Annotated in this window: 26 protein-coding genes; 14 read left to right on the forward strand and 12 right to left on the reverse strand. The window is 71.8% G+C overall.

Annotation, left to right across the window (positions count from 1 at the left end; all coding sequences use genetic code 11):
• Positions 1 to 70 precede the first annotated feature (70 nt).
• Positions 71 to 421: a sec-independent translocase gene (locus ACH34T_RS24470; RefSeq protein WP_396023237.1), complete on the forward strand. Its 351-nt coding sequence runs from the start codon at positions 71 to 73 to the stop codon at positions 419 to 421.
• Between the two features lie 42 nt (positions 422 to 463).
• Here ACH34T_RS24470 and ACH34T_RS24475 read toward each other — a convergent pair whose 3' ends face one another.
• Positions 464 to 1,603, reverse strand: a complete 1,140-nt coding sequence (locus ACH34T_RS24475; protein WP_396023238.1) for an Mrp/NBP35 family ATP-binding protein — start codon at positions 1,601 to 1,603, stop codon at positions 464 to 466.
• A 121-nt stretch (positions 1,604 to 1,724) separates the two neighbouring features.
• Between ACH34T_RS24475 and ACH34T_RS24480 the strand changes: the two genes are divergently transcribed.
• Positions 1,725 to 2,180, forward strand: coding sequence for a MarR family winged helix-turn-helix transcriptional regulator (locus ACH34T_RS24480; RefSeq protein ID WP_396023239.1), 456 nt, complete (start codon positions 1,725 to 1,727; stop codon positions 2,178 to 2,180).
• A gap of 6 nt (positions 2,181 to 2,186) precedes the next feature.
• Here the strand turns inward: ACH34T_RS24480 and ACH34T_RS24485 are convergent, their stop codons facing one another.
• Positions 2,187 to 2,681: a DUF1003 domain-containing protein gene (locus ACH34T_RS24485; RefSeq protein ID WP_396023240.1), complete on the reverse strand. Its 495-nt coding sequence runs from the start codon at positions 2,679 to 2,681 to the stop codon at positions 2,187 to 2,189.
• A complete protein-coding gene (locus tag ACH34T_RS24490) occupies positions 2,681 to 3,985 on the reverse strand; it encodes a magnesium transporter MgtE N-terminal domain-containing protein (protein ID WP_396023241.1) in 1,305 nt (434 codons plus the stop codon). The genes ACH34T_RS24485 and ACH34T_RS24490 overlap by 1 nt, the downstream gene beginning before the upstream one ends.
• Positions 3,986 to 4,072: 87 nt before the next feature.
• Between ACH34T_RS24490 and ACH34T_RS24495 the strand changes: the two genes are divergently transcribed.
• A complete protein-coding gene (locus ACH34T_RS24495; protein WP_396023242.1) occupies positions 4,073 to 4,975 on the forward strand; it encodes an RNA polymerase sigma-70 factor in 903 nt (300 codons plus the stop codon).
• 46 nt (positions 4,976 to 5,021) lie between these two features.
• Here ACH34T_RS24495 and ACH34T_RS24500 read toward each other — a convergent pair whose 3' ends face one another.
• Positions 5,022 to 5,525 (reverse strand): hypothetical protein, encoded by a 504-nt coding sequence (locus ACH34T_RS24500; protein WP_396023243.1) that lies wholly within the window; start codon positions 5,523 to 5,525, stop codon positions 5,022 to 5,024.
• 39 nt (positions 5,526 to 5,564) lie between these two features.
• Here ACH34T_RS24500 and ACH34T_RS24505 point away from each other — a divergent pair, with 39 nt between their 5' ends.
• Both ACH34T_RS24505 and ACH34T_RS24510 read left to right on the forward strand, forming a co-directional pair.
• Positions 5,565 to 6,512: an HpcH/HpaI aldolase/citrate lyase family protein gene (locus ACH34T_RS24505; protein ID WP_396023244.1), complete on the forward strand. Its 948-nt coding sequence runs from the start codon at positions 5,565 to 5,567 to the stop codon at positions 6,510 to 6,512.
• A gap of 412 nt (positions 6,513 to 6,924) precedes the next feature.
• Positions 6,925 to 7,959, forward strand: coding sequence for a lysostaphin resistance A-like protein (locus tag ACH34T_RS24510; RefSeq protein ID WP_396023245.1), 1,035 nt, complete (start codon positions 6,925 to 6,927; stop codon positions 7,957 to 7,959).
• Here the strand turns inward: ACH34T_RS24510 and ACH34T_RS24515 are convergent.
• Positions 7,954 to 8,352 (reverse strand): NUDIX hydrolase, encoded by a 399-nt coding sequence (locus ACH34T_RS24515; RefSeq protein WP_396023246.1) that lies wholly within the window; start codon positions 8,350 to 8,352, stop codon positions 7,954 to 7,956. The two genes, ACH34T_RS24510 and ACH34T_RS24515, sit on opposite strands and share 6 nt — an antisense overlap.
• Positions 8,353 to 8,435: 83 nt before the next feature.
• Here ACH34T_RS24515 and ACH34T_RS24520 point away from each other — a divergent pair, with 83 nt between their 5' ends.
• The 4 genes from ACH34T_RS24520 (at position 8,436) to ACH34T_RS24535 (ending at position 11,710) form a co-directional block, all read left to right on the forward strand.
• Positions 8,436 to 9,083, forward strand: a complete 648-nt coding sequence (locus tag ACH34T_RS24520; protein ID WP_396023247.1) for a DUF6758 family protein — start codon at positions 8,436 to 8,438, stop codon at positions 9,081 to 9,083.
• Between the two features lie 119 nt (positions 9,084 to 9,202).
• Positions 9,203 to 10,069: a PHP domain-containing protein gene (locus ACH34T_RS24525; protein ID WP_396023248.1), complete on the forward strand. Its 867-nt coding sequence runs from the start codon at positions 9,203 to 9,205 to the stop codon at positions 10,067 to 10,069.
• Between the two features lie 10 nt (positions 10,070 to 10,079).
• On the forward strand, positions 10,080 to 10,787 hold the full coding sequence (locus tag ACH34T_RS24530; protein ID WP_396023249.1) for an MBL fold metallo-hydrolase: 708 nt from the start codon (positions 10,080 to 10,082) through the stop codon (positions 10,785 to 10,787).
• A gap of 26 nt (positions 10,788 to 10,813) precedes the next feature.
• Positions 10,814 to 11,710: a RecB family exonuclease gene (locus tag ACH34T_RS24535; RefSeq protein ID WP_396023250.1), complete on the forward strand. Its 897-nt coding sequence runs from the start codon at positions 10,814 to 10,816 to the stop codon at positions 11,708 to 11,710.
• A gap of 31 nt (positions 11,711 to 11,741) precedes the next feature.
• On the opposite strand, the gene ACH34T_RS24540 is transcribed toward ACH34T_RS24535, so the two are convergent.
• From ACH34T_RS24540 to ACH34T_RS24555, 4 genes are all read right to left on the reverse strand, one after another.
• A complete protein-coding gene (locus tag ACH34T_RS24540) occupies positions 11,742 to 12,677 on the reverse strand; it encodes an oxygenase MpaB family protein (RefSeq protein ID WP_396023251.1) in 936 nt (311 codons plus the stop codon).
• Positions 12,678 to 12,856: 179 nt separating this feature from the next.
• Positions 12,857 to 13,597: a sporulation protein gene (locus tag ACH34T_RS24545; protein WP_396023252.1), complete on the reverse strand. Its 741-nt coding sequence runs from the start codon at positions 13,595 to 13,597 to the stop codon at positions 12,857 to 12,859.
• Between the two features lie 109 nt (positions 13,598 to 13,706).
• The gene (locus ACH34T_RS24550) at positions 13,707 to 14,525 is read right to left on the reverse strand and encodes an alpha/beta fold hydrolase (RefSeq protein ID WP_396023253.1); all 819 of its coding nucleotides are present in this window, start codon (positions 14,523 to 14,525) and stop codon (positions 13,707 to 13,709) included.
• Between the two features lie 106 nt (positions 14,526 to 14,631).
• Positions 14,632 to 14,823, reverse strand: coding sequence for a DUF1059 domain-containing protein (locus ACH34T_RS24555; RefSeq protein WP_396023254.1), 192 nt, complete (start codon positions 14,821 to 14,823; stop codon positions 14,632 to 14,634).
• Positions 14,824 to 14,990: 167 nt separating this feature from the next.
• Here ACH34T_RS24555 and ACH34T_RS24560 point away from each other — a divergent pair, with 167 nt between their 5' ends.
• Positions 14,991 to 15,479 (forward strand): Imm21 family immunity protein, encoded by a 489-nt coding sequence (locus tag ACH34T_RS24560; protein ID WP_396023255.1) that lies wholly within the window; start codon positions 14,991 to 14,993, stop codon positions 15,477 to 15,479.
• A gap of 46 nt (positions 15,480 to 15,525) precedes the next feature.
• On the opposite strand, the gene ACH34T_RS24565 is transcribed toward ACH34T_RS24560, so the two are convergent.
• Positions 15,526 to 16,179 carry a class I SAM-dependent methyltransferase gene (locus ACH34T_RS24565; RefSeq protein WP_396023256.1) on the reverse strand — a complete coding sequence of 218 codons (654 nt, stop codon included), beginning with the start codon at positions 16,177 to 16,179 and terminating at the stop codon, positions 15,526 to 15,528.
• 428 nt (positions 16,180 to 16,607) lie between these two features.
• On the opposite strand from ACH34T_RS24565, the gene ACH34T_RS24570 reads away from it, so the two are divergent.
• From ACH34T_RS24570 to ACH34T_RS24580, 3 genes are all read left to right on the forward strand, one after another.
• Positions 16,608 to 17,078: a hypothetical protein gene (locus tag ACH34T_RS24570; protein ID WP_396023257.1), complete on the forward strand. Its 471-nt coding sequence runs from the start codon at positions 16,608 to 16,610 to the stop codon at positions 17,076 to 17,078.
• Positions 17,075 to 19,291: an FxSxx-COOH system tetratricopeptide repeat protein gene (gene fxsT, locus ACH34T_RS24575; RefSeq protein WP_396023258.1), complete on the forward strand. Its 2,217-nt coding sequence runs from the start codon at positions 17,075 to 17,077 to the stop codon at positions 19,289 to 19,291. Before ACH34T_RS24570 ends, fxsT begins: the two co-directional genes overlap by 4 nt.
• Positions 19,292 to 19,434: 143 nt before the next feature.
• The gene (locus ACH34T_RS24580) at positions 19,435 to 20,271 is read left to right on the forward strand and encodes a S1 family peptidase (protein ID WP_396023259.1); all 837 of its coding nucleotides are present in this window, start codon (positions 19,435 to 19,437) and stop codon (positions 20,269 to 20,271) included.
• Between the two features lie 75 nt (positions 20,272 to 20,346).
• Here the strand turns inward: ACH34T_RS24580 and ACH34T_RS24585 are convergent, their stop codons facing one another.
• Positions 20,347 to 21,183 carry a helix-turn-helix domain-containing protein gene (locus ACH34T_RS24585; RefSeq protein WP_396023260.1) on the reverse strand — a complete coding sequence of 279 codons (837 nt, stop codon included), beginning with the start codon at positions 21,181 to 21,183 and terminating at the stop codon, positions 20,347 to 20,349.
• A 57-nt stretch (positions 21,184 to 21,240) separates the two neighbouring features.
• Positions 21,241 to 22,119 carry an alpha/beta fold hydrolase gene (locus ACH34T_RS24590; RefSeq protein ID WP_396023261.1) on the reverse strand — a complete coding sequence of 293 codons (879 nt, stop codon included), beginning with the start codon at positions 22,117 to 22,119 and terminating at the stop codon, positions 21,241 to 21,243.
• 69 nt (positions 22,120 to 22,188) lie between these two features.
• Between ACH34T_RS24590 and ACH34T_RS24595 the strand changes: the two genes are divergently transcribed.
• Positions 22,189 to 22,869, forward strand: coding sequence for a glycerophosphodiester phosphodiesterase (locus ACH34T_RS24595; protein ID WP_396023262.1), 681 nt, complete (start codon positions 22,189 to 22,191; stop codon positions 22,867 to 22,869).
• Positions 22,870 to 22,906: the final 37 nt, after the last annotated feature.

The following is a 22,906-nucleotide window of genomic DNA, read 5'->3' on the forward strand; positions in this document are numbered from 1 at the left end:
GGGCTCGGGATACGCTGGGGGGACCGGTCCGTCGCAGGGCCGGTCCCCTTTGGCGGTTTGTGGAGGATGGGTGTTCGACGTCGGACTCGGTGAGATGGCGGTTCTCGTCGTCCTCGCCCTCGTCATCTTCGGTGACAAGCTGCCCCAGGTCGCCGGGCAGGCGGGCCGCATGCTGCGGCAGTTCCGCCAGATGGCCAACTCCGCCAAGGCGGACCTCCAGGAGGGGCTCGGCCCGGAGTTCAAGGACTTCGACATCGCCGACCTGAACCCGAAGACGTTCGTCCGCAAGCATCTTCTCGAAGACGACGACGACTTCCTGGACGGCAAGAACAACGTCTTCGACGACGAGCCGTCGTTCGCGACCACGGGCGGCGAACTCGCCTACGGCGAACGCCCCCCCTTCGACAACGAAGCCACCTAACCCGCCCCTAGAGGGGGTTAGGTGGCCTCAGAGCGCTTCTCCTCAGTCGCGCTTGGGGGAGATGCCGAGGGATAGGCCCGCGAGGCCGCGGCTGCGGCCGCCGAGGCGGTCGGCGATGGTGCGCAGCTCCTTGGCGGCGGCGGCGTCCGGGTCGGACAGCACCAGCGGGACGCCGTTGTCGCCGCCCTCCCGCAGCCGCGGGTCGATCTGCACCTGGCCGAGCAGGGGGACGCGGGTCCCGAGCGTCTTCGTCAGCGCGTCCGCGACCGACTGGCCGCCGCCCTCGCCGAAGATGTGCTGCCGCTCGCCGCAGTGCGGGCACGTCAGGTACGACATGTTCTCGATCACGCCGACGACCTGCTGGTGGGTCTGCGCGGAGATCGCGCCGGCCCGCTCGGCGACCTCGGCGGCCGCCTGCTGCGGGGTGGTGACCACGAGGATCTCCGCGGACGGCAGCAGCTGCGCCACCGAGATCGCGATGTCGCCGGTGCCGGGCGGCAGGTCCATGAGGAGGATGTCGAGGTCGCCCCAGTAGACGTCCGCGAGGAACTGCTGCAGCGCCCGGTGCAGCATCGGCCCGCGCCACACGACCGGCTGGTTCCCGGCCGTGAACATGCCGACGGAGATGACCTTCACGTCGTGCGCGGACGGCGGCATGATCATGTCCTGGACCTTGGTGGGCGAGCCGTCGACGCCCAGCATCCGCGGCACCGAGTGGCCGTAGATGTCGGCGTCCACGACGCCGACCTTGCGGCCCTGCGCGGCCAGCGCGGCCGCCAGGTTGACGGTGATCGACGACTTGCCGACGCCGCCCTTGCCGCTCGCGACCGCGTACACCTTGGTCAGCGAGTTCGGCTTGGCGAACGGGATCTCCTTGGCGGGCTCGCCGCCGCGCAGCTTGGTCTGCAGGTCCTTGCGCTGCTGCTCGCTCATCACGTCCAGCTCGACCTGGACGGCGGAGACGCCGTCCAGTTTCGCCACGGCCTCGCGGACGTTCCTGGTGATGGTGTCCTTCATGGGACACCCCGCGACGGTCAGGAAGACGCCGACGCGGACGGTCCCGTCCGCGCCGATGTCGACGTTCTTGACCATGTCGAGCTCGGTGATGGGCTTGCGGATCTCCGGATCGATCACCGTGGAGAGCGCCGCGGTCACCTGCTCGGTCGTCAACTGGGAGGCCATGCCCCCATGGTATGAACCGGAAGCCCCTCCGTCCTAATCCGGGTGTCCCCCAAGGGGCGGGCGCGCCGGAGGTGTCACGGGGTTCATCGCGCGGGCGGCGGCACGGCCGTACGATCGGTCCGTGACAAGCAGCACCCTCTCGGCCACCGAGCTGATCGTCTGGCGCACCATGCTGCGCGCCCAGGCGCGCATCTCCCGCCGGCTCCAGGCCGACCTGCTGGCCGGCCACGACCTCGCGCTCGGCTCCTACGAGGTGCTGATGCACCTCGGCGAGGCCCCGGCCGGACGGCTCAGGATGAACGACCTCGCCGACCGCGTCCTGCTGTCCCGCAGCGGCCTGACCAGGCTCGTCGACCGGCTCCAGCGCGAGGGCCTGGTCGTCAGGCAGTCGTGCACGAGCGACGCGCGCGGGCTGTACGCCGTCCTGACCGGCGCCGGGCGGGCGCGTCTCGCCGAGGCGACCCCGACGTACCGGCAGGGCGTCCGCGACTACGTGCTCAGCAGGCTGGACGAGCCCGACCTGCGCGCCCTGGGCGCCATCCTGGACAAGCTGGCCGACGAGAAGGTCCCCGCCTGAGCCCGGCTAGCGGGGGGCGTCCTTGGCGTCGAGCTCCTTCATGATCTGCTGGAGCTCGGAGCGCAGGAAGTCGCGGGTGGCGACCTCGCTCAGCGCGACCCGCAGCCCGGCGATCTCGCGGGTGAGGTACTCGGTGTCGGCGATGCTGCGGTCGTTCCTGGAGCGGTCCTGCTCGTACTGGACGCGGTCCCGGTCGTCCTGCCGGTTCTGCGCGAGCAGGATCAGCGGCGCCGCGTACGACGCCTGCAGCGACAGCATCAGCGTCAGGAAGATGAACGGGTACGGGTCGAACTTCAGGAACGACGGCGCCAGCAGGTTCCACAGGATCCACACGGCGACGAACACCGTCATGTAGACGAGGAAGCGGGCCGTGCCGAGGAACCGCGCGATCCGCTCCGACAGCCGTCCGAACGATTCCGGGTCGTAGTGGACGCGCGGCACGAACGTCCGGCGGATCTCCCTCGGCTGGTCCAGGCGTGCGGTCATCTGGCGTGTCGTCATCACATGTCCCCCCGGAGAGCCTCTTCCTCGGGATCCCGAGCCGTGGATTCCTCCGCGGCGGCGTCCATCACGGCCTCCCGCCAGTCCTCGGGCAGCAGGTGGTCGAGGACGTCGTCGATGGTCACCGAGCCCAGCAGATGGCCGTTCTCGTCCACGACGGCGCCCGCGACGAGGTTGTAGGTGGCCAGGAACATCGCGACGGCCTCCAGCGACATGGTGGGCCGCAGCGTGTCCAGTTCGGCGTCGACGATGCCGCTGACCAGCGTCGGCGGCGGCTCGCGCAGCAGCTTCTGGAAGTGCACGGTGCCGAGGTACCGGCCGGTCGGCGTCGCGGTCGGCGGGCGGCACACGTACACCTGCGCGGCGAGCGCCGGGTTCAGGTCGGGGCGGCGGATCAGCGCGAGCGCCTCCGCGACCGTCGCGTCCGGCGGGACGACCACCGGCGCGGTCGTCATCAGCCCGCCCGCCGACTGGTCCGGGTAGGTCAGCAGCCGCCGCAGCGGCGCCGCCTCGTGCGGCTCCATCAGCGTCAGCAGCTGCTCCCGCTGCTCGGTCGGCAGGTCGCCGAGCAGGTCGGCCGCGTCGTCGGGGCCCATGGCCTCCAGGACGTCGGCGGCCCGGTCCACGCCGAGCTTGCCGAGGATCTCGATCTGGTCGTCCTCGGGCAGCTCCTCCAGGATGTCGGCGAGCCGCTCGTCGTCGAGCGCGACGGCGACCTCGGCGCGGCGCTTCTCCGGCAGCTCGTGCATGATGTTCGCGAGGTCGGCGGGCTTCATCCGCTCGAACGCGGCGATCAGCCCGGCGGCGCCCTGGCCGTGCTCGACGGCGGAGAACCCTTCGACGTCGTCCCAGTTCACGACCAGGCTCTCCCCGCGTTTGCGGAGTCCGCGCCCCGTCCGGCGGCGGACGGCGACCTTCCCGACCAGCCAGTCGCGGGTCCGGGTCGGCTCCATGGCGACGTCGACGACCGCGACCGGCTCGCCGCTGTCGCGGAACCGGACCGTCCGGTCGAGCATCTGCCCGATGACGAGCGTCTCCGACTCGCGCTTCTCGAACCGGCGGACGTTCAGCCGCCCGTCGAAGATCACCGCGTCCGCCTCGAACACCGTCACCCGCGTGATCGGCAGGAACACGGTCCGGCGCCCCGCGACCTCCACCACCAGCCCGAGCACCCGCGGCGGCCGCGGCGCGAGCCGCAGCGCGGCCACCACGTCGCGGACGCGTCCGACCTGGTCACCGGCCGGATCGAACACCGCGACGCCCGCGAGCCGGGCGATGAACACCCGCGTCGGAGCTCCGCTCATGGTCCGGACACTACCCATGATCGACCGGCTGATCCGGGACAAGGGGGCAGATACGGGGCGCGACACCCGCATGAGAGGCTGAGGACCGTGAGCGACGTCGTGACGGAGCCGTTCGAGGAGCACCGCGGCCTGCTGTTCGGGGTCGCGTACCGGATGCTGGGCACCGCGGCCGACGCGGAGGACGCCGTCCAGGACGCCTGGCTGCGCTGGTCCGCGGCCGACCGGTCGGGCGTCGCCGACCCGAAGGCGTACCTCGTCCGGATCACCACGAACGTCGCGCTCGACCGGCTGCGGTCGGCGCGGGCCCAGCGCGAGACGTACGTCGGGCCGTGGCTGCCCGAGCCGATGCTCACCACCCCCGACATCGCCGCCGAGGGCGCCGAGCTGGCGGAGTCGGTGTCAATGGCGATGCTCGTCGTCCTGGAGACGCTGAGCCCGCTCGAACGGGCCGTCTTCATCCTCAAGGAGGTCTTCGGCTACCCGTACGCCGAGATCGCGGAGGCGCTGGACCGCTCGGAGGCGTCGGTGCGGCAGCTCGGCACCCGCGCCCGCAAGCACGTGGAGGCGCGGCGCCCCCGCTTCGAGGCCGGCGGCGCCGAGCGGCGCGCCGCCACCGACCGGTTCCTGGACGTGGTGCTCGGCGGCGACATCAACGAGCTCATGGAGGTCCTCGCCCCGGACGTGACCCTGTGGACGGACGGCGGCGGCAAGGTCAAGGCGGCCCTCCGGGTCATCGCGGGCGCCCGGAAGGTGGCCCGCTGGCTCGCCGGGGTCACCGGCCAGCCGTACGCGGGCGTCCAGCCCGACGACATGCGCGTGATGCGCGTCGACCTCAACGGCGAGCCCGCCCTGATCGTCGAGGGCCCGGACGGCCCGCTCGGCACCGTCACCGTGGACATGGACGCCTCCGGACGCGTCCAGGCCATCCACCTCGTCGCCAACCCCGACAAACTGTCCGCCATCGTGAACGGCCACCGCCTACCACTGTGACACCGCCCACGGACGTGGCGCCCAGGCGATGGGCCCGGTGCGCGACCTATCGGTCGACGCGGCGGCGTTTTCCGCCGAACAGGCGCGGCGGCGCGCTCGCCGTCGTCGCGGGCGTCGGCACGGGACGGACGGTCGCGTACTCGTCCGCCGCCTCCACGATCTCCTCGGCCGGGGTGAGCCGGATGATCCACGACTCGGTGGTCCACCGCTCCACCTGGCCCTCGTGGGACCCGGCGTTCAGGCGGTCCTTGGCCAGCTGCGGCGTCACCGCGTCCCACAGCTCGGACCCAGGCTCGACCAGCTCGGCGTCGGCGACGAAAGAGATCAGCCGCCCGCCCTTGTCCTTGCTGCGAAGGATCACCGTCACCTGCCCGGCCTCCGGCAGGCCGGGCAGCGGCTGCTCGCCGTCCCCGCCGGTCAGCACGTACGCCGACCCTTCGTGCCACACATGCCAGGCGGCCCTCGGCTGCGGAAGGCCGGGCAGATCCAGCCACAGCAGCCCCGACTTCTTGGCCGCCTCCTCCACCAGCGCCGCGTTCAGCTCACCCATGCTCCGAGGGTCTCACATCGTCCAGATAGCATCCGGGCCATGCGCGCACGCCGAACGACCCTCTCCGTCCCTGCCAGCAACCCCCGTTTCATCGAGAAGGCCCAGGGCCTCCCCGCCGACGAGGTCCTCCTCGATCTGGAGGACGCCGTCGCGCCGTCCGCCAAGGAGGACGCCCGCAAGCTCGTCGTCGCCGCGCTGAACGAGGGCGACTGGACCGGCAAGACCCGTGCCGTCCGCGTCAACGACCTCGACACCCACTGGGCGTACCGGGACGTGATCGAGATCGTGGAGGGCGCCGGCGCCAACCTCGACGCGATCATGCTGCCCAAGGCGCAGGACGCCGGGCACGTCCAGTGGCTCGACCGGCTCCTCACCCAGATCGAGTCGGCGATGGGCCTGCCCGCGGGCCGCATCGGCATCGAGGCCCAGATCGAGGACGCCCGCAGCATGGTCAACATCGACGCGATCGCCGCGTCCTCGTCCCGGCTGGAGTCGCTGGTGTTCGGGCCGGGCGACCTGATGGCGTCCATCAACATGAAGACCCTCGTCGTCGGCGAGCAGCCGTCCGGCTACACCGAGGGCGACGCCTACCACTACATCCTGATGCGGATCCTGATGGCCGCCCGCGCCCACGACCTGCAGGCCATCGACGGCCCGTACTTCAACATCAAGGACGTGGACGCGTTCACGCGGGTCGCGCGACGCTCCGCCGCGCTCGGCTTCGACGGCAAGTGGGTGCTGCACCCGACGCAGATCGAGGCGGGGAACGCGGTGTTCTCGCCGTCCCAGGACGACTACGACCACGCCGAGCTGATCCTCGACGCCTACGAGCACTCCGTGACCGTCGAGGGACGCGGGGCCGCCCGCCTCGGCGACGAGATGATCGACGAGGCGTCCCGCAAGATGGCCCTGGTCGTCGCGGCCAAAGGCCGTGCCGCCGGAATGCGCCGCACCAAGCGCTTGGAGGATGCGCCCTCTGGGAACTGACTCCCCGTACGATTCGTCCCACGAGGGCGAAGCCATTACGGGAGGGTCGCACGTGTCAGAACCAGGGGACGCCGACGGCTGGGCCCCGCTGGACCCCGACCACTCCACCGGAAACCAGCCCGAAGCACCGCATGCGGACGAACCATCCCGCCCAGCCGCTCCGCCGCCGCCACCCCCGCCACCGCACAACCCTGCCCAGCCACCCAACCAGCCGCAGCCGTACTGGACCGATGCGCCGGTGCCGCCGTCTGGCTTCGCGCAAGGGTACGGCCCTGGTCCGTACGGCCCCGGTCCGTACGGCCCTGGCCCATACGACCATGGCCCGAACGGCCCCGGTCCGTACGGTCCTGGTCCCTATCCGCATCCGAGCGGTCCTTATGGGCAGGCGTACGCGGGTTATGGCCCGCCGCCGGTGAAGCGGCCGTGGACGGTGGCGGCGCCGAAGGGGAGTCCGTTCCATCGGCTGGCGCGCACCGAGGCGCACCGGTGGTGGCGGCCGCTGGTGGGGACGCTGGCGATCGCGGCCACCGGGATGATCCTGGCCTTGGGGCTCATGCTCGTCGGGATGATCGTCCAGGTGGTGGCGACGGGTGAGATGCCCGAGACGTCCGGGTCGGACGGCGACTCGATCTTCGGGGACGAGACGGCCGACCTGGCGTTCAACCTGGCGGCGCTCGCGGTGTTCCTGCCGGTGGCGCTGTTCGCGGTGTGGGGGATCCAGCGGCGGCGGCCCGGCACGCTGTCGTCGGTCGCCGGGCGGCTGCGCTGGCGCTGGATGCTGGCGTGCTGCGGCCTGGCGGTCCTGTTCTGCGTCGTGTCGTACGCGACGTCGATCCTGGCGGGCGTCTCCCTCGACGACCAGTCGGACGGCGACGAGCACTGGGTCGGCTGGCGGGACTTCATCGTCCCGGCGATCGCGATCGTCCTCCTGGTGCCGTTCCAGGCGGCGGCGGAGGAGTACGTGTTCCGCGGCTGGATGCTGCAGGCCGTGGGCGCCTGCACGCTGGAGAACGCCAAGCGGCGCGTCGGACGGGCCCTCAGCGTCGTGTTCCGCACCCCGTGGCCGGGCATCGTCGTCGGCTCGGCGCTGTTCACGTCCGGGCACGGCTACACCGGCTGGGGCATCCTCGACATCTTCGCCTTCGGCGCGATCGCGGCGTGGCTGGCCGTGAAGACGGGCGGCCTGGAGTCGGGCATCGCGCTGCACGTGTTCAACAACCTGATGGCGTTCCTCTTCCCGGCGGCGGTCGGCGAGCTCGACATCGAGCAGGGCGGCGTGCCGTGGCAGGTCGTCGTGGCCGACATCGTCCCGATGGCGCTGTACGCGGCGGCCGTGGTCTGGCTGTCGCGCCGGATGCGGGTCCAGACCGTCACGTCCGGCCCGGAGGACGAGGACGACGTTCCCGTGGCGGCCGCGCATCAGCCGGCGCACCTCTCGTCCTCATAGGAGCCCCCACAGGGTGAGCGCGTCCAGCAGCCCGGGCGTGACGGGCAGTTCGCGCAGCTCGTCCGGCGGGATCCACCGCACGTCGGACGCGTCGTCGCCCGCGCGGAGCGTCCCGCCCGTCCCGTCCGCCACGGTCGCCGCGTAGTCGTGGACCTCGTAGACGACACCGCCGGGCCCCGGACGCTCCACCGTGCCGATCTTCGTGCCGGCGACGACGTCCAGGCCGGTCTCCTCCTTCAGCTCCCGCGCGACGGCCGCCGGGTCGTCCTCGCCGGGCTCGACGCGTCCGCCGGGGATGGACCACAGGCCCTCGCCCGGCGGGTTCCTCCGCCGCACCATGAGCAGCCGCCCGGCCTCGTCCCGGAGGATCCCGCCGACGCAACGTACGCGCATGACCCCATTTTGTCCCCCCTTTCCCCGTGCGGCGACCCGCCCGACTTGACGAGCCGGGACGTCGCCGCGCAGGGTGGGTAGTCATGAGGGCGGAGCCGACCTGCCCGCGGTGCGCGGGTCCCGTGCAGGAGCCGGGACTCTGGTCGAGCGACTGGATCTGCGGCGTGCACGGCGCCGTCCTGCCGAGGCAGCCGGCCAAGCGACCCGGCCCGGACGGGCTGGCCGCCGTCCTGCTCGACTCGAAGGTCCCCGTCTGGACGCCCTGGCCCCTTCCGCTGGGCTGGCTCGTCACGGGCTTCGCCACGGTCGGGGACGACCGCTCGGGCGCGCGGGCGACGGCCGTCGCGGTGTCCGGGCCTGGGCTGCTCAGCGGCCCCGCCGACCTGGTGCTGATCGCCGAGCAGCCCGGGGTCGGCCTCGGCGCGTACTACGCGGGCCTGGACGGCGGCGACCCCGGCGAGGTCTTCGACGGCAGCCCGCCGCACGTGAAGCTCGACATCAGCGGTCCCTCCGCGACCTGCGGCCATACCCTGCCGATGTGGGCGGTCGGCGAGCGACCCGACCGCGCCGTCTACGTCGGCGAGGCGATGGGCGACTGGCTGTGGGCGGTGCTGTGGCCCGCCGACGCCGGCGTCCTCATGCTGGAGCGGCAGAACCTCCTCGACCTGCGCGAACCCGGGATGGACCTCGACCTCCCGTACGGCGCCCCCAGCCCCCGGCTCGACGACTGACCCGAGCACCGACCGCGGACCGACCCGCCGACCGACCCGGGCCGACCCGCCGACCGGCCGCTGGACCGCCCCGCAGACCCGACCGAGTACCGACCCGCAGACCGACCGAGGACTGATCGATGCGCATCGACCTGCACAGCCACAGCGACGCGTCCGACGGCACCCGCCCGCCCGCCGAGGTGGTCAGGCGGGCGAGGGAACGCGGGCTCGACGTCCTCGCGCTGACCGACCACGACACCGTCGCGGGCTGGACGGAGGCCGCCGCCGCGCTGCCGGACGGCCTCACCCTCGTCCCCGGCATCGAGCTGTCGTGCACGCAGGACGGCCGCAGCCTCCACATGCTCGGCTACCTGTTCGACCCGGCGGAGCCCACGCTGGCCGCCGAACTCGCCCGGATCCGCGACGACCGCGTGCTCAGGGCCCAGGGCATGGTGGACAGGCTCCGCCACCTCGGCGTCGACGTCACCTGGGGCATGGTCCGCGCGCTGGCGAAGGGCGAGGCGGTCGGACGCCCGCACATCGCGCAGGCCATGGTCGACGCGGGCGCGATCGAGACGCTGGACGAGGCGTTCACCGAGCGGTGGATCGCGCAGGGCGGCCGCGCCTACGTCCAGCGTTACGCGCTGGACCCGGCGCACGCGATCGGGCTCGTCCGCGCGGCCGGGGGAGTGTGCGTCCTCGCGCATCCGCGGGCGAGCGGCCGCGGCTACGTCTTCTCCGACGAGGTGATCGAGCGCCTCGCCGCCGCCGGGCTCGCCGGGATCGAGGCCGACCATCCGGCCCACGACCCCGAGGACCGCGCTCACCTGCGCGACCTCGCCGCCGCGCTGGGCCTGGCCGCGACCGGTTCCAGCGACGACCACGGCGAGCCGACCGGCGACCGGCTCGGCTGCGAGACCACCGATCCGGACGCGTTCGAGCAGCTCGCCGCGGCCGCGTCCGCCGGTGATCTCCGTGTGCGGGATCGGGGCCGCGAAGCACGGTAGGGTGCCTTGCGTGGACGCGCGCATCGAACAGGTTGTGACGTCGGGGAAACTGACCCTGGACGACACCGAGTACGACGTCGAGAACAACACCTACATCGTCGGCGACGACGACGAGGTCATCGTGATCGACCCGGCGTACGACGCCGAGGCCATCCTCAGCGAGATCGGCGAACGCGAGGTCATGGCCGTCCTGCTCACCGACGGCAACGAGCACCACCTCAACGCGGTGCTCGAAGTCGCCGCCGCGGGCGAGGACGACGAGGAGAACTGGGCCCCGATCGCGTTGCACCGCGCCGACCGGCTGCTGTGGCGCGACTACTTCGGCCGCCTCGCCAAAGAGGAGGAGGACGAGGACGACGCGAAGGCGCTCCGGGCCCTCGAACCCGACATCTGGCTGGAGGACGGCGGCATCTTCGAGATCGCCGACGCGCAGCTGGAGATCGTGCACACGCCGGGACACACGCCGGGCAGCGTCTGCGTGATCAGCGAGCAGCTCGGCTCGCTGTTCTCCGGCGACACCCTGCACCGCGGCCGGCCCGGCTCCGTCGGCGGCGTCTACGAGGACCTGCGCAACCAGCTCAACTCGATCGGCGCGCTGCTCACCCCGCTCCCGAAGGACCTGCAGGTCCTGCCCGCCCAGGGCGAGGAGACCACGGTCGGCGAAGAGGACTCCCGCTGGGAGACGTGGGGCGCGCTGGCGCAGGAGTCCGACGACTAGCGGTGGAGCAGCTCGGCTTAGAGGGCATGCCCCGGCGGCTGTACACGTGCACGCCGTCACGGCTGAACGCGTGGCTGGACTGCCCGCGCCGCTACCGGATGACCTATCTTGATCGTCCGATGCCGCAGAAGGGCCCGCCGTGGGCCCACAACAGCATGGGCGCCAGCGTCCACAACGCGCTCGCGGGCTGGTGGCGGCTGCCCGTCCACGACCGCACCCCCGCCGCCGCCGGACGGCTCCTCACCCGCGGCTGGCTGACGGACGGCTTCCGCGACGAGGCCCAGTCCGCCCAATGGCGCGACCGGGCCCGCGACATGACGGAACGCTACGCCGCGGGCCTCGACCCGTACGACGAGCCGCTCGGCGTGGAACGCACCGTCGCGACCCGCACCGACCGCATCGCCGTGTCGGGCCGCATCGACCGCCTGGACGCCCGGGGCTCCGAACTCGCCGTCGTCGACTACAAGACGGGCCGGCGCCCCCTCACCGCCGACGACGCCCGCGGCTCCCTCGCCCTGGCGATCTACGCGGTCGCCGCGTCCCGCGTGCTGCGCCGCCCCTGCCACCGCGTCGAGCTGCACCATCTGCCGTCCGGCGAGGTCGCTGCCTGGGACCACACCGACGAGTCCCTGGACCGCCACATCCGCCGTGCCGAGTCGATCGCCGCGGAGGCCGCCGAGGCTGACGAGACCTACCGCGCCCGCGTCCCGAAACCCCGCCGCGGCGAGGTACGCCCTACCCCCGGCCCCGCGGCTGACCCCTCCCGCCCGGCCGCACCGGACCACGCCCCGCACGACGACCTGTTCCCACCCCGTCCGGGCACCCTGTGCTCATGGTGCGACTTCGCCCGCCACTGCCCGGAAGGCCAACAGGCCGCCCCCCGCAAGGACCCCTGGTCCGCCCTCCCCATAGACGTCGCCTAACAACCCGCGCCGCGCAGCATCCCGCGTCGCGTCAGGAGGCGGTGGCGAGGGGGTTTCGGTGGTCGGACGGCCAGCGGCGGGGGTCGCGGAGGCCGTAGAGGCCCTTGCTCACGTCGTAGCCGTCGGCAGCGAGCCGCCTCTTGGCGCGTCCCAGCATGTCGCGGGTGTTCTTGGCGAAGGCGTAGTCGTGCAGCCGCTCCGGCATCGAGTTCATCGCCAGGCGGAACGACCTGAGCGCCGCCGTCACCGCCGGCTGCGGCACTTCGGGCAGCGACCCGTACATCTGGCGGGCCCAGCCGGGCAGCGTGTAGTAGCAGAGCGCGCCGAACGGGAAATATCCGGGCTTGCCGGGCGCGAGGAACCTGAGTTTCTCCGGCATCGCCGGCCACATCAGGAATCGCACCGTGGCCGCGGCCTCGTCCGTCAGCCTGAGTTGGGGGCGCATCTCCGCGAAGTACGCCTCCATTTCGGCGACGCTGCCGGGCACGTCCTCCGCGTGCAGTCCGACGAAGGTGGCGGACCGGCGCTGCTCGTCCAGGTACCTGTCCGCCATGGCGTCGGTGAGCGGCAGCCCGGCCCGCCGTGCCGTCTCCAGGTACGAGTACACCTCGGCGCAGTGCACCCACAGCAGGAGTTCGGGCTGGTCGAGCCGCTCCTTCCTGCCGGTGTCGTGGTTGAGGATGCGCAGGCTCCGGTGGAGTTCCCGGACGCGGTACGCCGCCTTCTCGATCTCCTCGGGGCTCCCGAACGTGCCGATGCCCACGAAGTCGGCGGTGCGCTGGAGCCGTCCGAACGGGTCCTTCTGGAAGTCGGAGTTCTGCCAGACGCCCCACATGGCCATGGGGTGCAGCGCCTGCAGCATGAGGCCCCGCACCCCGCCGACCCACATGGACCGGTCGATGTGGACACGCCAGGTGACGCTCTCGGGTGGCTGGACGGTCGCGGGGGGCCGGACGTTCGCGGACATTCACACCTCCATGAGACAAACTCAAGTAAGTGTGTCATTGCGTCCGCCGCTCCGCGACATCGCCCCCGCCACACCGTCACACCGCTCCCGACCGCGCCCGGCCTGAGGCCGTGGTCACGTGACGATGAGCGAAGAGATCCGGTTACGCCATTCGCCCGGTCCGCGAGCGCCGAGGTGGCTCAGTTCTGCCAGTGGGAGCGGCAGTGCTCGTCCAGCCATTTCACGCACTGGTCGAGCGTCAGGTCCGCGTACTCGAACGGGTAGGGGCCGTGCGGGCCGGTGATCAGGTCCAGCGAGTCGGGACGGGCGATGAACACCGTCTCCAGCCGGGCGCCGGGCCCGCGCCGGTAGCCGGGCGGGAAGAAGAACTCCAATTCCTGCCAGAACTTCGACGTCTGGTTCCGTCCGCCGTTGACCCGGCCCGTCTTCACCTCGGCCGCGTCGAACCGGAACCCGAGCGCCTCGTAGGCGCCGAAGAAGACGTCCTGGGCGGGCAGCGCGTGCACGGCGATCTCGTCGAAGTCGCCCCGGTCGACCGCGTTGTCGATCTCCAGGATCGTCCGGACGGCGGCCCGCGTGCCGCGCAGGCGTCCGGCCAGGGCGTGCGTGATCGGCATCTCCCACGGAACCTCGATCGCGAGCCCGTGCTCCCGGACCTCGCCGGCCGCGAGGTCGAAGGCCGGGACGTCCTGGGACGCGACCACCCCCGGGTTGTCCCAGCTCTTCTCGGTCGGCTCCGCCGCCTCCACCCGCGTGACGAGCTGGACGGCGATCCGCTCGATCCGGACGTCGGCGCCGCCGCCCTTGACGGTCACGCGGCCCCGCACGGCGCCGCCCGGCCTGACCTCGCCCGCGTCCAGGACCGTCGCGACGTCCGGCGCGTTGACGCCGAGCGAGCCGAGGAACGTGCGAAACGCCATCTGCGCCTACCTTCGGAACGGTCCCGAGCGGACGCCCCAGATTAGGGTCTGAGACGTCCGCCGACGCGCACGCCACGACGAAGCCGCCGCTTCCGGCCATTCCGGGAATTCAGTTGATCGTGTCGAGAACCTCACGGAAACGGACGGCGAACGCGGCGGGGTCCTCGGTGAAACCGATGTGGCCGCCGGGGAACAGCACGGGCTCGACGCCGAGCCCGCCCGCGAGCACCCTGGACGCCCGGTCGCAGAGCTCCCCGCCCGACGCCTCGCCGATGCCGACGACGATCCGTGTCTCCACGGACCTCAGCGCGGCGAGATCGGGCTTCCAGAACGTGGTCTCGCGCAGCTCATGCTCGAACCAGCGCCGTTCGTCGGCGACCCGCTCCGGGTCGCGCTCGCCGCCGAACATCTGCTCCAGCGCGCCCGGGGGCAGCTGGATGTTCGCCTGCGCCATGAACTTCCCCCACGCCCCGATGACGTCCCCGTCGAGGTAGGTGGCGATCAGGTCGTCCGTCCCCTTGTGGAGCTCGTCGCGGTCGTCCAGCAGCTCGATCAGCGGCGGCTCGTGCGCGACGACCGCCCGGACGCGCTCCGGATGCGCCTGCGCGAGCGCCAGCACCGAGCAGGCCCCGCCGCTGGAACCCAGCGCCACGGCCGGTCCCGCGTCCACGTGCTCGATGAGCCGGGCCAGGTCGCGGGCGCGCAGCGGCGGCGTCGAGTCCTGCCGGGGATCGTCGACCGGGCTCCGGCGGATGCCCCGGGGGTCGGTCGTCAGGACGGTGTGGCCGGCGGCGAGCAGCTCGGCCAGCGGCTCGAACGCCTGCGCGTCCATGGGCGCGCCGACCAGCACCACGAGCGGCCCCTGGCCGCGCACCTCGAAGTGCAGGCGCGCGTCAGAGACCCTCAGCGTGGACGAAACAGTTGTCATCGATCCTCCCGGCGTGAGTCCAGCCTGGTGTACGGAGGTGCAGACCTCCGAACCCGGCCGAACTCATCGCCGAGCGTCTCGGCTGGCAGATGGCTGGGCGGGACGGTCACCGCATCGCCGGTTGCTCGTCCTTCAGCATGCCGCGGATCTCTTCCCGGAACTCCGGTGTGTCGTCGTGCCCGTGCACCGATGCCGCGTGCTCGGCGGCGGCGCGGACGACCTCGTCCTCCTGGCCGCTGATCATGAGCGTGCAGCCGGATTCGCTGGGCTCGTCCCGGCAGTCGACGTACTTCCGCATGGCGTCTCCCCCTCCTGGCCGGTCGGCCCGCGAGGAGCGACACCGCGGCGCCGACCGCTATCGCGTCTCCCTCTCATCGTCGCATAAGCCCAGGTCAGAGGGAAGAACTGCGGAAATGTCGGACGGGGGGCGTAGGGTGGCGCGGCTGGCGAAGGGAGGCGGGATCTGTGGACTGGGTCGAATCCGGCGGGGGGCCGCTGCTTCTCGCGCCCGCGTCCCAGCTGGCGCAGTGGGGCGGCGTGGACGACGATGACGGCCCCGTGGAGACCTGGGGCGACTACGGGCGCGCGTGCGCGGTCGAGGGCTACATCGGCCTCGTCTCCGTCGGGAGCCTGGACGGCCTGGTCCTCGGCGACGAACCCGCCATGACCACCTACCTGCCGGACGAACGGCTCATCCTCCGCTGGTCCGCGGCCGACTCCGAGGCCGAACTCGTGGCCGCCGCGAAGAAGGCCGCCCCCACCGCTCCCTGGGAGGAGCACCTCACCTGGGACGTCGACGGACCGGTCGTCCTCATCGACTCCGCCTGGCCCGGCTCCTCCCCGGAACCCGGCAACCACCTGCTCGTCGACCTCGCCCCGTCCCGCTACACCGTCCGCGCGGCCTACGTCGAGGACGGAAGCAACTGGATGATCCTCGTCCACCTCACGCCCTAGCCGTCCGTCCGGGCTCTGACGCCGTCGCCGCGCGCCGCGCCGACGATTACGCCACTGGTTCGGCGGTTCCGGCGATGAAGTTGGAGCCGACCGCCCGCACGTCGCCCGACCACCCCCACCCGGCCAGATCCCGGACGAGCTGGTCAGGCTCATGGAACACCTTCACGACCCGGTGTTCGCTGCCGTCCGCCAGCCGTCTCCGCACCGCGGGAACGCCCTCTCCTGCCAGGACCTCTTCGATCGCGGCCTCACCCGGGCCATTGTCGAGGAAAACGGCCTTGCCGCCGGGGGCGAGAGCGTCCGCAACGGTCTGCCAGAACCCCGGCAAATGGCTCGGCGGCACATGCGAGAGCCAGAAAGCGAAGAAGACCGTGTCGTATCGACGCGCCGGACGCCAGCCGAACAAATCAGCGCACACGAACTCGACCTCCGCGGGCGCGACCCGTTCCCGCGCGATGGCCAGCGTTTCGGGGGCCGCGTCGACAGCGGTCAGGGAACGCGCCCGAGCGGCCAGCGGCGCCGTCCACTGCCCGGTCCCGCAGGCCAGTTCCAGCACGTCACCGACGATCGGAAGCCCGTCGAAAACCGGCCGCAGCTCCCGCATGTCCTCGCGCTCGGCGTACTCCTGGTCGTACTCCGGCGCGCGCGCCCGGTAGTACGCGATCTGTTCCCGCACCGCAGCGTCATCGTCAAGCGCCATCCCGCCACCGTAGACCGATCACCGCAATCCGGGCCACAACCGCAGTACCGGCATAAGGGACACAAAGCACGGGATTTACTGGCAGGCCGCCCGATTATGCGTCCTTGCATCGGACGACCTTGAAGTCGCGCTCCCTCATCCATGCGAACCCCGGGGTGTCCGCCGGGGTGCGGACGGCGCGGAAGACGACAGGCCCCACGCGTACCGGCCCCTTGGCGGAATAGAGCGTTATCCCCTCGTTCCGGTACTTGTTCTTGAGTACGCGCGCGCTCCTACGCGGTGGGCTACGCCCGATCGCGGACCTTCGTCGGCGGCTACCGGAAACCGGCCGCGCAAGGCCCGATCCTGCGAAGTGACGCGCCATCGGACGGTAGTGACCAGATGCGACCAAGCGGCGATACGTCGGCGAATACCACGGGACAATCGGTGTGCGCGGGCGCATCGCCCGGGTCGGCATCGCGGGAGGCGTGGTGGGCAGTGGAGGCGCCAGGCGGCGGCAGGCGAACGCGGCCGCCGCGGGTGTGGTGGTCGGCGCGGTGGTGAACGTGGCCACCGGCATGCTGACCCAGCAATGGGGTCTGGCGTGGCTGGCGGCGACGGCGGCGTTCGTGGCGACCGGCGCCGGTCTGCTGGCATGGCTGACGTTCCGCGCGACACCGGACCCGGAAGAAACACGCCCAGGCCGGGTGTCGGCGTCCGGCGACGGAGCGATCGCCGCCGGCGGTTCGGTGAAGGGGTCGTCGACCAAGGTGGCGCGACCGCCCGCAGGCGCGCCGACGCCACCGGGCCCGGACACCGGTGAGGGCGTCGGCGCGCCGGGCCTGGGCGCGATAGCCGCCGGTGGCGACGTGGAGGACTCCCACACCGAGGTCACCGGGGACGACCCGGCCGCGCCATGAGACGCGCGCGAGGCGCCCCCTCACCCGGCGACGCGGGACGGGACGACGACGAACAACGGGCACATCGCGTCGAAGCGCCGGGCATCGGGGCGATGGCCGCGGCCGGCGACATCATCGACTCGTCCACGTACGTGGGCGACGTGTACCAGGCGGCGCCGCTGCCGCGTCCCGAAGAGGTGGAGCCACCGGCGTGGACGCCGCCGACGCTCCCCCCGCGCACGACGATGTTCGTCGGACGGGACGAGGCGCTGGCCGAGCTGGACACCGCGCTGGCGGACCCGGGCGGGGTGGTGGTGCAGGCTGTGCACGGGCTGGGCGGCGTGGGCAAGAGCGCGCTGGCCGCCCAATGGGCACACCGCCACGCTGACGCCCACGTCCTGACGTGGTGGATCACCGCCGATTCCACGGCGGGCGTCACCGCCGGGCTGGCCGATCTCGCCGGGACGCTGGTGCCGGAGATGACCCGCAGCACACCGGGAGCGGTGCCACTGGAGGAGCGTGCGGCCTGGGCGCGGCGGTGGCTGGCCACCCACACCGGGTGGCTGGTGGTGCTCGACAACGTCACCGACCCCGCCGACGTGGCCGACCTGGTGAACTGCGCGCCGGGCGGCCGCTTCCTGGTGACGAGCCGGTTGCGGGAGGGCTGGTACGAGCTCGTCCCGGAGCTGATCGAGCTGGACGTGCTCAGCGCGCCCGAGGCACACGAACTGCTGACCCGCATCACCGCCAACGGCCGTCCGGCCGCCGACCCGGCCGCCGCCGATCCGGCCGCCGACCCGGCCGCCGCCGATCTGGCCGGTGTCGCCGAGCTGTGCGACGAGCTGGGCCATCTGCCGCTGGCCGTGAAGCAGGCCGGTGCGTACATGCGCCAGACGCACCTGACCCCGGCGGCCTACCTGGAACTCCTGCGCAGCGACCCGGCGATGATGTTCGACCGGACCGGTCGCGGCGCTGACGGCCGACGCACCATCGCCCGGATCTGGCGCCTCACCCTGGACCATCTGACCGCGGCCACGCCGCTCGCCGGGGACCTGCTGCGCGTCCTGGCGTGGTGGGCGCCCGAGGACATCCCCCGCGGCCTGCTCACCCCGCTGGACGACCCGGCCCGGCTGGCCACCGCGCTGGGCGACCTGGCCGCCTACAACCTGATCACTCTGGACGCCGACACCATCAGCCTGCACCGTCTGGTCCAGGCCGTCGCCCGCACCCCGGACCCACGTCCCGTCCAGGACGAAGGCGACCCCCACCGCCGCCCCGGCGACATCGACCGCGCCCGCACCCGGGCAACCGAACTGCTCAACCAGGCCCGTCCCGCGACGCCCGCCGACCCGGCACACCGGCCCGCCTGGCAGGCCCTGCTTCCCCACATCACCGCTTTGGCCGACCACACCGCTCCCGACACCGACACCGTCGACACCGCGCTCCTGCTTCACGTGACCGCATATTTCCTTCACGAGCAAGGAACCGTGAATCGCGCCATCACCTACTGCCGGCGTGCTCTGATCGGTCGTGAGCGGCTGTTGGGTGATGACCATCCCCACGTCCTGTCGACCCGTATCAATCTCGCCGGCGCGTATCGTGCGGCTGGTGATCTGGGTCGTGCGGTTCCGTTGTACGAGCAGACTTTGGCCGACTGCGAGCGGGTGTTGGGCGATGGCGACCAACTGACCTTGACGTGCCGTAACAATCTCGCCGGCGCGTATCGGGCGGCCGGCGACTTGGGCCGTGCGGTCCCGTTGTACGAGCGGACTCTGGCCGAGCGGAGCCGTGTATTGGGTGATAACCATCCCTTCACTTTGACGTGCCGCAACAATCTCGCCGGCGCATATCGTGCGGCGGATGATCTGGGCCGCGCGGTCCCGTTGTACGAGCGGACAATGGCCGACTGCGAGCGGGTGTTGGGCGATGACCACCCCCTCACCTTGACGTGCCGCAACAATCTCGCTCGCGCGTATCGAACCGCCGGTGATCTGGGCCGTGCCGTCCCGTTGTACGAGCGGACCATGGCCGACTGCCAGCGCGTGCTGGGCGATGACCACCCCAACACCTTGAGGTCCTGCAACAACCTTGCCTACGCCTACCGGACGGCCGGTGACCTGGGCCGTGCGGTCCCGTTGTACGAGCGGACACTCGCCGACTGCCAGCGCGTGCTGGGTGACGACCATCCCCTCACGAAGCGAGTGCGAGCGCACCTGGCCTTCGTGCGGCAGTGATCGGCGGCCAGGTCACGGGCGCCGCCCGCCGGTGCGGGTACAGGCTGCTGTACCCGAGGATGGCGCGTTGGCTGGATCGTCCGCCCGGGGCGGTGGCTTCTAGCGTCGGAACGCATTCACCGACACTGGAAGGACGTGCAAACGTGCGCAGATTCCGTTCCATGCTGATCGCGTCGGCGGCGGCGTTGCTGTGCCTCGGCCTGACCACTCCTGCCGCGCTGGCCGGGCCCGAACCCCCCGCAACGGACGGCGGCGCCTCCACCATGATCATCGGTGGGGAGGAGGCGACCGAACCGTACTCGTTCATGGTGTCGTTACACGACAAGATCGAGGGCCAGCATGTCTGCGGGGCCAGCCTGATCGACGCCGAATGGGTCGTCACCGCCTCTCACTGCGTGGATTTCGGCACCAAGCCCGAGGACCTCCAACTTCGCATCGGGAGCCTTCGCAAGAGCGAGGGCGGGAGCGTCCGGGGCGCCGAACGGATCGTTCTGCATCCCGAGGCCGACCCGGCCCACTTCGATATCGCGCTGATTCACCTCGACCAGCCGGTGTCGAACGCGCCCGTGGCGGTGGACGCCCGGCAGCCCGCCGGTACCCCGGTCCGGATGCTGGGATGGGGGTGCACCAAGGTGAGCACGCCCATGTGGGGCTGTCCCGCCGAGGGCAAGCCCGAGGTGTTGCGGCAGCTCGACTCGGGGATCCGTGATTCCGGGGCGTGCGTGAACGTCAAGGCGCCGATCGAGCCGGACTCCGAGCTGTGCACCGGCAACCCGGAGACCGACGCCGGCGCCTGCTTCGGCGATTCCGGCGGGCCGCTGCTGCGCTCGACGGCGGGCGGCTGGCGGCTGCTCGGCGCGTTCAGCCGGGTCGAGATCGTGTCCGACGGCCACACGCCCGACTGCTCCACGGGAATGGGCATCTACACCGATGTGACCGTCCATCGGGAATGGATGGAAAGCGTGATATCCGGCGCGTAGTGGTGGGGGATGACCGATCGGCCCGGCTGCCTGGGGAGGGAGCCGGGCCGATCGCTATCCGCGCAGGGCCGATCGCTATCCGCGCAGAGTGGCGCGCTGGTCTTCCAGGAGGGTGCGGGAGTCGGCGGGGGAGAGGGTCACCTCTTCGATGCGCCGCCAGGTGTCCCAGAGGTCGTCCATGGACGCGTCGATGCCGAGGGCGGTGTGGACGACGGAGATCCGGTCGGTGACGTCGGGGAACTCGAACACGTCGAAGGACCCGTGGAGGCCCGCGTGGACGCCCGTGGACGGAGGGATCACGCGGACGGTCGACCGGCCGTCGGCGGAGAGGCCGAGCAGGTGGGCGAGCTGCGCGTCCATGACGTCCGGCGGGCCGCCGTGGTGGACGAGGGTGTGGCCGTCCAGGATCACGTCGAGGGTCCGGGACTCGCCGCCCGGGCGGTGCCGCTGGCGGTGGAGGAGCAGGTCCAGCTCCTCTTCCACGTCCACACTGGGGATGTGGTGCTCGAAGGCCAGGCGGGCGTACGCCTCGCAGCGGGCGAGTTCGGGGATCCGGGCGATGCCGTAGGTGTGGACGAGCGACGACTCCGACTCGACGGTGTAGATGTCGCGGACGAGCGCCTTCAACCGGCCGACGTGCCTTGCCAGCCAGGGCGGGCCGTCCGGGCGGGACGCCAGGTCGACCAGGACGTCCCGGATCTTCTGCGGCACGCCGTAGGCGTCCAGGATCTCGGCGACCTCGGCGGGGGTCACGTGGCCGAAGCCCGTCTCGACGCGGGCGAGCCAGTCGGCGTTGCGGCCGAGATGGGACGCCGCGTCGAGATAGGACAGTTCGAGGATTTCCCGGATCTTCCTCAGGTGCTGCCCCAGGCTCCGGGCGTTGATGTTGGGGGCTCGGTAATCCACCGGCATGCGTCCACCCTAGGCCGATCCGCTTTCGGTGCGCAGCCTTTCGATCGCCGAACGTGTTCAGCGGCAGGAGTGCTCCGACTGGTTCCAGAAGGCGATCAGGGCGGTCGCGGTGGTTTCGGGGGCGTCCCAGGCGGGGGAGTGGGCGGCGCCGGGGATGACGACCTTGGACGAGTTGAGGCGTTCGGCCATCGCGGCCTGGGCGGCGGGCTGCCAGACGTCGTCGTCCTCGCCGTACAGGACGAGGGTGCGCAGGCCCGTGCCGGCGCAGTGCTTGGCCAGCTCGTCGACGCGGTCCGGGGCGGAGAGGATCTCGTTGGACATGCAGACCAGGCCCGTCTCGGAATTGCCGAGCGTGCGGGCCTTGATGAAGGCGATGATGTCCGGCTGGACGCCGCGTCCGGTGTAGTCGGGCTCCATGGCGATCTCCCAGATCGCCTGCATGCCGAGCTGCGGGACGGCGTCGCGGAGCGACTCGGCCTTCGTCGCGGCCTGGCCGGTGACGGCCGAAGGCCCCGAGCTCATCAGCGTGAACGACGCCGGGCGGACCCGGTCGGCGAGGACGGACTCGCGTCCCACCAGGCCGCCGAACGAGTGGCAGACGAGGTGGGCGGGCTCCGGCCCGAGCGTCTCCAGCAGGACGGTGAGGTCCTCGCCGAGCGCGGCGCGGGTGTACGCGGACGCGTCGTCCGGTCCGGCGGACTCGTACTGGCCGCGCATGTCGATCGACACGACGCGGCGGCCGGACGCGGCGAGCGTCTGCAGCACGGCGAGGAAGTCCTCCTTGCTGCCGGTGAGGCCGGGCACGAGGAGGGCGGGACGGCGTTCGGGTACGCCCGATCCCGGGAGGGCCTCCAGCGCGGCGAACGGGCCGCGGGACGTCTCGATGGTCGTCCGGCGAACGCCGGGGGGCAGCTTCAGGAACCGGGGCGTACTCACAGGTGACCACCATAGTCAATGCAGCACAGCGGGGCCGGAGTGAAAATCTTCCGGTGATAGCGTCGCAGGGTGCGTCCGAAGCCTGCCGTCTCCGCGCATCGCCGCGACGAAGCGGGCCTGACGGGCCTCACCGAGGCCGTCGAGTCCGGTGCCGAGTACGTAGAGATCGACATCCGGCGGACGGGGGACGGGCGGCTCGTCGTCCACCACGACCCCGACCTCGCCGGGCTGCCGCTGAAACGCCTCGCCTACGAGCGGGCGCAGGAGCTGTCGCCGCGCCCGATCCCGCTGGTCGAGGACGCGATGCAGATCATCGCAGGGCGCGCGCAGGGGCATCTGGACCTCAAGGAGCGCGGCACCGAGCACGAGACCGTGGCGATGGCGGTGGACGCGTTCGGGCGGGACGGCTTCGTCGTCACCACCCGGGAGGTGCTCTCGCTGGTGGAGATCAAGAAGAGTTTCCCGGGCGTCCGGACGGCCCTGTCGGTGGGACGCAACCTGTGGGAGCGCGGCGTCGCGCATGATTTCGCGCCGTTGCGGCTCATCCGGAAGGCGGGCGCCGACATGGTCGCCGTCAACCACCGGCTGGCCCGCGTGGGCGTGCTGCGGCAGTGCGGGCGCGCCGGCATTCCCGCCATGGTGTGGACGGTCAACGCCGAGCCCGTGATGCAGCGGTTCCTGCGCGATCCGCGCGTCGCCGTTCTGGTGACCGATCACCCGACGATCGCGCTGAAACTGCGCGACGGTTAGCCCCGGCGGCCAAGCCAACGGACGGCGGCCAAGCCAC

Origin of the sequence: Actinomadura sp. 9N215 (genome assembly GCF_044326345.1) — a bacterium.
Taxonomy (GTDB): Bacteria; Actinomycetota; Actinomycetes; order Streptosporangiales; family Streptosporangiaceae; genus Spirillospora.

Bases quoted from the DNA above. Each gene is read 5' to 3' on its own strand.
- ACH34T_RS24485 (WP_396023240.1), bottom strand. From the start codon at position 2,681: ATGACGACACGCCAGATGACCGCACGCCTGGACCAGCCGAGGGAGATC.
- ACH34T_RS24535 (WP_396023250.1), top strand. From the start codon at position 10,814: ATGCCCCGGCGGCTGTACACGTGCACGCCGTCACGGCTGAACGCGTGG.
- ACH34T_RS24565 (WP_396023256.1), bottom strand. From the start codon at position 16,179: ATGGCGCTTGACGATGACGCTGCGGTGCGGGAACAGATCGCGTACTAC.
- ACH34T_RS24585 (WP_396023260.1), bottom strand. From the start codon at position 21,183: ATGCCGGTGGATTACCGAGCCCCCAACATCAACGCCCGGAGCCTGGGG.
- ACH34T_RS24520 (WP_396023247.1), top strand. From the start codon at position 8,436: ATGAGGGCGGAGCCGACCTGCCCGCGGTGCGCGGGTCCCGTGCAGGAG.
- ACH34T_RS24515 (WP_396023246.1), bottom strand. From the start codon at position 8,352: ATGCGCGTACGTTGCGTCGGCGGGATCCTCCGGGACGAGGCCGGGCGG.
- ACH34T_RS24550 (WP_396023253.1), bottom strand. From the start codon at position 14,525: ATGACAACTGTTTCGTCCACGCTGAGGGTCTCTGACGCGCGCCTGCAC.
- ACH34T_RS24540 (WP_396023251.1), bottom strand. From the start codon at position 12,677: ATGTCCGCGAACGTCCGGCCCCCCGCGACCGTCCAGCCACCCGAGAGC.
- fxsT (WP_396023258.1), top strand. From the start codon at position 17,075: ATGAGACGCGCGCGAGGCGCCCCCTCACCCGGCGACGCGGGACGGGAC.
- ACH34T_RS24545 (WP_396023252.1), bottom strand. From the start codon at position 13,597: ATGGCGTTTCGCACGTTCCTCGGCTCGCTCGGCGTCAACGCGCCGGAC.
- ACH34T_RS24490 (WP_396023241.1), bottom strand. From the start codon at position 3,985: ATGAGCGGAGCTCCGACGCGGGTGTTCATCGCCCGGCTCGCGGGCGTC.
- ACH34T_RS24555 (WP_396023254.1), bottom strand. From the start codon at position 14,823: ATGCGGAAGTACGTCGACTGCCGGGACGAGCCCAGCGAATCCGGCTGC.
- ACH34T_RS24505 (WP_396023244.1), top strand. From the start codon at position 5,565: ATGCGCGCACGCCGAACGACCCTCTCCGTCCCTGCCAGCAACCCCCGT.
- ACH34T_RS24525 (WP_396023248.1), top strand. From the start codon at position 9,203: ATGCGCATCGACCTGCACAGCCACAGCGACGCGTCCGACGGCACCCGC.
- ACH34T_RS24475 (WP_396023238.1), bottom strand. From the start codon at position 1,603: ATGGCCTCCCAGTTGACGACCGAGCAGGTGACCGCGGCGCTCTCCACG.
- ACH34T_RS24500 (WP_396023243.1), bottom strand. From the start codon at position 5,525: ATGGGTGAGCTGAACGCGGCGCTGGTGGAGGAGGCGGCCAAGAAGTCG.